The following is a 6,497-nucleotide window of genomic DNA, read 5'->3' on the forward strand; positions in this document are numbered from 1 at the left end:
AGTTAAACGCAACCTGCCGCGAATCGCATATGTGATAAATCATTGATAGATCCGCCTGCGCCCCGATGTGTTGGAAGTCCGGCGGTTCGCGTGATGTGTGATCTCGATTTGTGTAGAGATAACAAAAGATGGGCAGATGCCCATTTTTTTTTGCTGTTCAATTTTGAATGTCTGCCTGCCACTCCGGCAAAGCAGCGTTGTCATGGAGAAAAAGTCTTGCAATTGCTGGAACTGATCGAATCCACCCTTTCGGGCCTGGGCTACGAACTGGTCGAGTTCGAGAAGGCGCCGCGCGGTCTGGTGCGCGTCTTTATCGATTTCCCGTTCGATCCTGATGCGGAGGAAGCGCGTTCGATCACCGTCGAGGATTGCGAGAAGGCGACGCATCAGCTGTTGCACGTCTTCACCGTGGAAGACGTGATCTATGAGCGTCTGGAGGTTTCCTCGCCCGGCCTGGATCGCCCCCTGAAGAAATTTACCGACTTCGTGCGTTTCGTGGATTGCGAAGCCGTGGTCAAGTTGCGCGTGCCGCTGCCTGGTACGTCCAACCGCAAGACCTACGAAGGCGTGCTGCGGGCGCCCGAAGGCGAGGAACTGGTACTGGAATTTGAAGCAAACGATGGGTCGGCTGCCGTGTTGAATTTCACGCTGGCCGATGTGGATAAGGCACACCTGGTGCCGCAGGTCGATTTTAGGAGTCGCAAAGGATGAGTCGCGAAATTTTGTTGTTGGTCGATGCGCTGGCGCGCGAAAAGAACGTCGATAAGGAAGTCGTCTTCGGCGCATTGGAGCATGCCCTGGCGCAGGCTACCAAGAAGCGCTATGAAGGCGAGGTCGACATTCGCGTCTCCATCGACCGCGAAAGCGGCGAGTTCGAATCCTTCCGCCGCTGGCACGTGGTGCCCGACGAAGCCGGCCTGCAACTGCCTGACCAGGAAGTGCTGCTGTTCGAAGCCAAGGAACAGTTCCCCGACATCGAAGTGGACGAATACATCGAAGACCCGATCGAATCCGTGGAATTCGGCCGTCGCTTCGCACAGGACACCAAGCAGGTGGTCCTGCAGCGCATCCGTGATGCCGAACGCGAGCAGATCCTGGCCGACTTCCTGGCCCGTGGCGATGCCCTGGTGACCGGCACCATCAAGCGCATGGAGCGCGGTGACGCCATCATCGAATCCGGCAAGATCGAAGCCCGCCTGCCGCGCGACCAGATGATCCCCAAGGAAAACCTGCGTATCGGCGACCGTGTCCGTGCCTATATCCTGCGCGTGGATCGCGGCGCCCGTGGCCCGCAGGTGATCCTGTCGCGCACCGCGCCGGAATTCATCATGAAGCTGTTCGAGCTGGAAGTGCCGGAAATCGAACAAGGCTCGCTGGAAATCAAGTCTGCCGCACGTGATCCGGGCGTACGCGCCAAGATCGCCGTCTATACCGCCGACAAGCGCATCGACCCCATCGGTACCTGCGTGGGCATGCGCGGTTCGCGCGTGCAGGCCGTCACCGGTGAACTGGGTGGCGAGCGCGTGGACATCGTGCTGTGGTCGGAAGACCCGGCGCAGTTCGTCATCGGCGCCCTGGCCCCGGCCAACGTCACCTCCATCGTGGTCGATGAAGAGAAGCACGCCATGGACGTGGTGGTGGACGAAGAGAACCTGGCCATCGCCATTGGTCGCGGCGGTCAGAACGTGCGTCTGGCAGCCGAACTGACCCGCTGGCAGATCAACATCATGACGGCCGAGGAATCGGCCGACAAGTCGGCGGCCGAGACCGCGCTGATCCGTACGCTGTTCATGGAAAAGCTCGATGTTGACCAGGAAGTGGCCGACATCCTGGTCGAGGAAGGTTTCTCGACCCTGGAAGAAATCGCCTACGTGCCGATCACCGAGATGCTCGAGATCGAATCGTTCGACGAAGAGACCGTCAATGAGCTGCGCAACCGCGCCCGCGACGCCCTGGTGACCGAAGCGATCGCCTCCGAAGAAGGCCTGGAAGGCATGGAAGAGGAGCTGATCAACTTCGAAGGCCTGGACCGTGTGCTGGCCGGCAAGCTGGGTCTGGCTGGCGTGAAGACGCTGCCGGCCTTCGCCGGCCTGGCTTATGACGAATTCGGCGCGATCCTGGCCCTGCCTTCCGAGCGCGCGCGCCAACTGATTGAAAATGCATTTGAAGATGTGACCGACGATGAAATGAAGCTCATCGATTCCAAATACGATGAGCGCGCCAAGGCCCTGCAGGCCAAGGCATGGAGCGCAGTCGAAGGCCGCTGAGAAGCGGTGCGTCTCCACATCATCTGCCGAGCCACATAGAAAAGAGGACTGAATGGCGAGTAACAACGTTGCCCAATTTGCCACCGAGCTGAAAATGCCCGCTGACCTGCTGCTGACCCAGCTGCGTTCGGCCGGCGTCGAGAAGAGCTCTGCATCCGATTCCCTGTCGAAGGAAGACAAGGACCGCCTGCTTGAACACCTGCGCCGAGCGCGCGGGGCCGCGCCGGAAGGCGAGAAGAAAAAGATCACGCTGACCCGCAAGGAAACCACCGAGATCAAGCAGGCCGATGCAACCGGCAAATCGCGCACGATCCAGGTGGAAGTGCGCAAGAAGCGTACTTTCATCAAGCGTGACGAGCCCAGCGTGGACGAGACCGCAGCGCGTGCTGCGGCGCCTCAGCGCGATCCGGCTGTCGAAGCGCAGGAACGTGAGCAGGAAGAGGCTCGCCGTCAGGCCGAACTGAAGGCACAACAGGAGCGTCTGGACCAGCTGGAGGCCGAACGCGCCGCCCAGGCCAAGGCTGCCGAGCTGGAGCAGCAACGCATCCGCGAAGAAGCCGAGGCCGAAGCCAAGCGCCAGGCCGCGGAAGCGGCTGCTGCTGCCGCCGAAGCCGAGAAGGCCAAGGCCGCTGCCCCCGCCGCGACGGCTGCTGCCGCTGCTGCACCGACTCCGGCGGTCGACCAGGCTGCCGAAGAAAAGAAGCGCGCTGCTGCCGAAGAAGCCAAGAAGAAGGCTGAAGCCGCCGCCAAGGAAGCCGCTGACCGTGCTGCCGCCGCTGACCGCGCCCGCAAGGCCGTGGAAGACGAAGTGGCACAGATCAAGGCCATGATGAATGCGCCGCGTCGCGTCATCAAGGCGCCCGAACCTGCTGCAGCCCCGGCCAAGACCTCCGAAGGCACGCTGCATAAGCCGGCGACCGCTGCCAAGCCGGGCGAGAAGAAGGATGACAAGAAGCCGGTCGTGGCTGCAGACAAGAAGTCGATCAAGTCGGCCAATGTCTCGTCGACCTGGCAGGACGATGCCAAGAAGCGTGGCACCGGCGGTATGAAGTCGCGCGGCGCTACCGGTGGCGGTGGTCGCGATGGTTGGCGTGCCGGCCCCAAGGGCCGTCGTCATTCGCACGGCGATGACCAGCGTGAGAGCAATTTCCAGGTGCCGACCGAAGCCGTGGTGCACGATGTCTACGTGCCGGAAACCATCACCGTGGCCGAAGTGGCCCACAAGATGGCGGTCAAGGCATCCGAGGTCATCAAGCACCTGATGAAGCTGGGCCAGATGGTCACCATCAACCAGGTGCTGGATCAGGAAACCGCGATGATCGTGGTGGAAGAAATGGGCCACCGTGCCCACGCCGCCAAGGCGGAAGATCCGGAAGCGCTGCTGGTCGAAGGCGAAGAGCACGCCGATGCCGAAGCGCTGCCGCGTGCACCGGTGGTTACCGTCATGGGTCACGTCGACCACGGCAAGACCTCGCTGCTGGATTACATCCGTCGCACCAAGGTGGCCTCGGGTGAAGCCGGCGGCATCACCCAGCACATCGGTGCCTACCACGTGGAAACCCCGCGCGGCATGATCACCTTCCTGGATACCCCGGGCCACGAGGCGTTCACCGCCATGCGTGCCCGTGGTGCCAAGGCGACCGACATCGTGATCCTGGTGGTGGCAGCCGACGACGGCGTCATGCCCCAGACCAAGGAAGCGATCGCCCACGCCAAGGCCGGCGGCGTGCCGCTGGTGGTGGCGATCAACAAGATCGACAAGCCGGGTGCCAACCCCGACCGCGTCAAGCAGGAACTGATCGCTGAAGAAGTCGTGCCGGAAGAATACGGTGGCGATGCCCCGTTCATCGCGGTATCGGCCAAGACCGGCGAAGGCATCGACTCGCTGCTGGAAAACGTGCTGCTGCAGGCCGAAGTGCTGGAACTGACCGCACCGGTGGACGTGCCGGCCCGTGGCCTGGTGATCGAAGCCAAGCTGGACAAGGGTCGTGGCCCGGTGGCAACGATCCTGGTGCAATCCGGTACCTTGAAGCGCGGCGACGTCGTGCTGGCTGGTTCGGCCTATGGCCGCGTGCGCGCCATGCTGGACGAGAACGGCAAGAACATCGCCGAGGCAGGCCCGTCCCTGCCGGTGGAAATCCAGGGCCTGACCGAAGTGCCCTCCGCCGGTGAAGAAGTAGTGGTCATGACCGACGAGCGCAAGGCGCGTGAAATCGGCCTGTTCCGCCAGGGCAAGTTCCGCGACGTGAAGCTGGCCAAGCAGCAGGCCGCCAAGCTGGAAAACATGTTCGACCAGATGACCGAAGGCGAGGTCAAGAACCTGCCGATGATCATCAAGACCGACGTGCAAGGTTCGCAGGAAGCACTGGTGCAGTCGCTGCAGAAGCTGTCCACCAGCGAAGTGCGCGTCCAGGTGGTGCATGCCGCCGTGGGTGGCATCAGCGAAAACGACGTCAACCTGGCGGTCGCCTCCAAGGCGGTCATCATCGGCTTCAACACCCGTGCCGACGCATCTGCTCGCAAGCTGGCAGAAGCCTCGGGCGTGGACATCCGTTACTACAACATCATTTACGATGCGGTGGACGAGGTGAAGGCCGCGATGTCCGGCATGCTGTCGCCGGAGAAGCGCGAACAGGCACTGGGTCTGGTGGAAATCCGCCAGGTGTTCGTGGTCAGCAAGGTGGGTTCGATCGCCGGCTGCTACGTGCTGGAAGGCCTGGTCAAGCGTGGCTCGCAAGTGCGTCTGCTGCGCAACAACGTGGTGGTGTGGACCGGCGAACTGGATTCGCTCAAGCGCTTCAAGGACGACGTCAAGGAAGTCAAGTCGGGCTTCGAGTGCGGTCTCTCGCTCAAGGGCTACAACGACATCGAAGTGGGCGATCAGCTCGAAATCTTCGAAGTCCAGGAAGTCGCCCGTACCCTGTAATGCAATACGCCGGCGCATCGTTCGCGATGTGCCGGCATCACTGGCAAGATCCGTCGCAGCAACGCGGGAATCCTCCCGCCAAGCCATCGACGGATTGTTTTTTTAAAGCATGGCAAAACATAGCAAATCCATTCCCGGGCGCGGCTTGCGCGTAGCCGACCAGATCCAGCGCGATCTGTCGGAGTTGATCGCCTTCGAGCTGAAGGACCCGCGGGTGGGCATGATCACCATTACCGAAGTGCAGGTCACGCCGGATTACGCGCACGCCAAGGTTTTCTTCACCACGCTGGTGGACAACCCGGATGCGATCAAGAACACCCTGGCCGGACTGCGCAAGGCGGGCGGTTACCTGCGTACCCAGCTGGGTCGGCGGCTGACCATCCACACCTTGCCGGAACTGCATTTCGTGCACGACAACTCGACCGCGCGCGGCATTGAAATGTCGCGCCTGATCGACGAGGCCAACGCTACCCGCGCCAAGGATTCGGACGACGAGGCCTGAGCCAGGCGTCGGCTGCGTCGTAGCATTGCAGTTTTCTCCTTCATCTTCGCACCGGTCTGCGATCCCTTCATCAGGGCGCGAGGCCGGTCTTGCATTTCATGGCTGACAATATGACGGCGGACCCCGCGTCCGCTTCCCCCGATAGTGCGCCGGAGCAGGGCAAGCGCAGCAAGCGCGGCCAGCCGCAACGGCCGCCGCGTCCTCCGCGCGTGCCGGTGCATGGTGTGTTGCTGCTGGACAAGCCGGTAGGCCTGTCCTCCAACGACGCCCTGATCCGCGCCAAGCGCATGCTCAACGCGCCCAAGGCCGGCCATACCGGCACCCTGGATCCGTTCGCCACCGGCTTGTTGCCGCTGTGCTTCGGCGAAGCGACCAAGTTCTCGCAAGACCTGCTGGAAGCCGACAAGACCTACGAGGCGCTCGTGCACCTGGGTGTGCGCACCGATACCGGCGACACCGAGGGCCAGGTCCTCGGTGAGCGGCCGGTGGCTGTCAGCGTGGCGCAGATCGAAGCCGCGCTGACGCAGTTCCGTGGCCCGATCAGCCAGGTTCCTCCCATGCACTCGGCCTTGAAGCGCGATGGCAAGCCCTTGTATGAATACGCCCGCGCCGGCATCACGCTGGAACGTGAGGCGCGCGACGTGAGCATCCATGCGCTGGAGTTGCTGGATTACCAGGCGCCGATGTTGCGTATCCGCGTCACCTGCAGCAAAGGGACCTATATCCGCGTGTTGGGTGAAGATATCGGCGAGGTCCTGGGCTGCGGCGCCCACCTGAACGCCCTGCGCCGCATCGGTGTCGG

Annotated in this window: 5 protein-coding genes; all 5 read left to right on the forward strand. The window is 62.5% G+C overall.

The annotated features are described in order from the left end of the window. Nucleotides 1–216 precede the first annotated feature (216 nt). Complete coding sequence (rimP, locus tag HFRIS_RS15400; RefSeq protein ID WP_006464325.1) at nt 217–711, forward strand: ribosome maturation factor RimP; 495 nt, start codon at nt 217–219, stop codon at nt 709–711. Further along, the gene (nusA, locus tag HFRIS_RS15405; RefSeq protein ID WP_006464327.1) at nt 708–2,267 is read left to right on the forward strand and encodes a transcription termination factor NusA; all 1,560 of its coding nucleotides are present in this window, start codon (nt 708–710) and stop codon (nt 2,265–2,267) included. Before rimP ends, nusA begins: the two co-directional genes overlap by 4 nt. Nucleotides 2,268–2,319: 52 nt before the next feature. Beyond that, complete coding sequence (gene infB, locus HFRIS_RS15410) at nt 2,320–5,193, forward strand: translation initiation factor IF-2 (protein WP_006464328.1); 2,874 nt, start codon at nt 2,320–2,322, stop codon at nt 5,191–5,193. Nucleotides 5,194–5,302: 109 nt separating this feature from the next. Then, on the forward strand, nt 5,303–5,695 hold the full coding sequence (gene rbfA / locus HFRIS_RS15415; RefSeq protein WP_006464329.1) for a 30S ribosome-binding factor RbfA: 393 nt from the start codon (nt 5,303–5,305) through the stop codon (nt 5,693–5,695). A 98-nt stretch (nt 5,696–5,793) separates the two neighbouring features. Continuing rightward, a partial coding sequence (truB, locus tag HFRIS_RS15420) for a tRNA pseudouridine(55) synthase TruB (protein ID WP_039875976.1) occupies nt 5,794–6,497 on the forward strand: 704 nt, incomplete at its 3' end.

Origin of the sequence: Herbaspirillum frisingense GSF30 (assembly GCF_000300975.2) — a bacterium.
GTDB lineage: Bacteria > Pseudomonadota > Gammaproteobacteria > Burkholderiales > Burkholderiaceae_D > Herbaspirillum > Herbaspirillum frisingense.

Coding starts and splice junctions, on each gene's coding strand:
- infB (WP_006464328.1), top strand. CDS start 2,320: ATGGCGAGTAACAACGTTGCCCAATTTGCCACCGAGCTGAAAATGCCC.
- nusA (WP_006464327.1), top strand. CDS start 708: ATGAGTCGCGAAATTTTGTTGTTGGTCGATGCGCTGGCGCGCGAAAAG.
- rbfA (WP_006464329.1), top strand. CDS start 5,303: ATGGCAAAACATAGCAAATCCATTCCCGGGCGCGGCTTGCGCGTAGCC.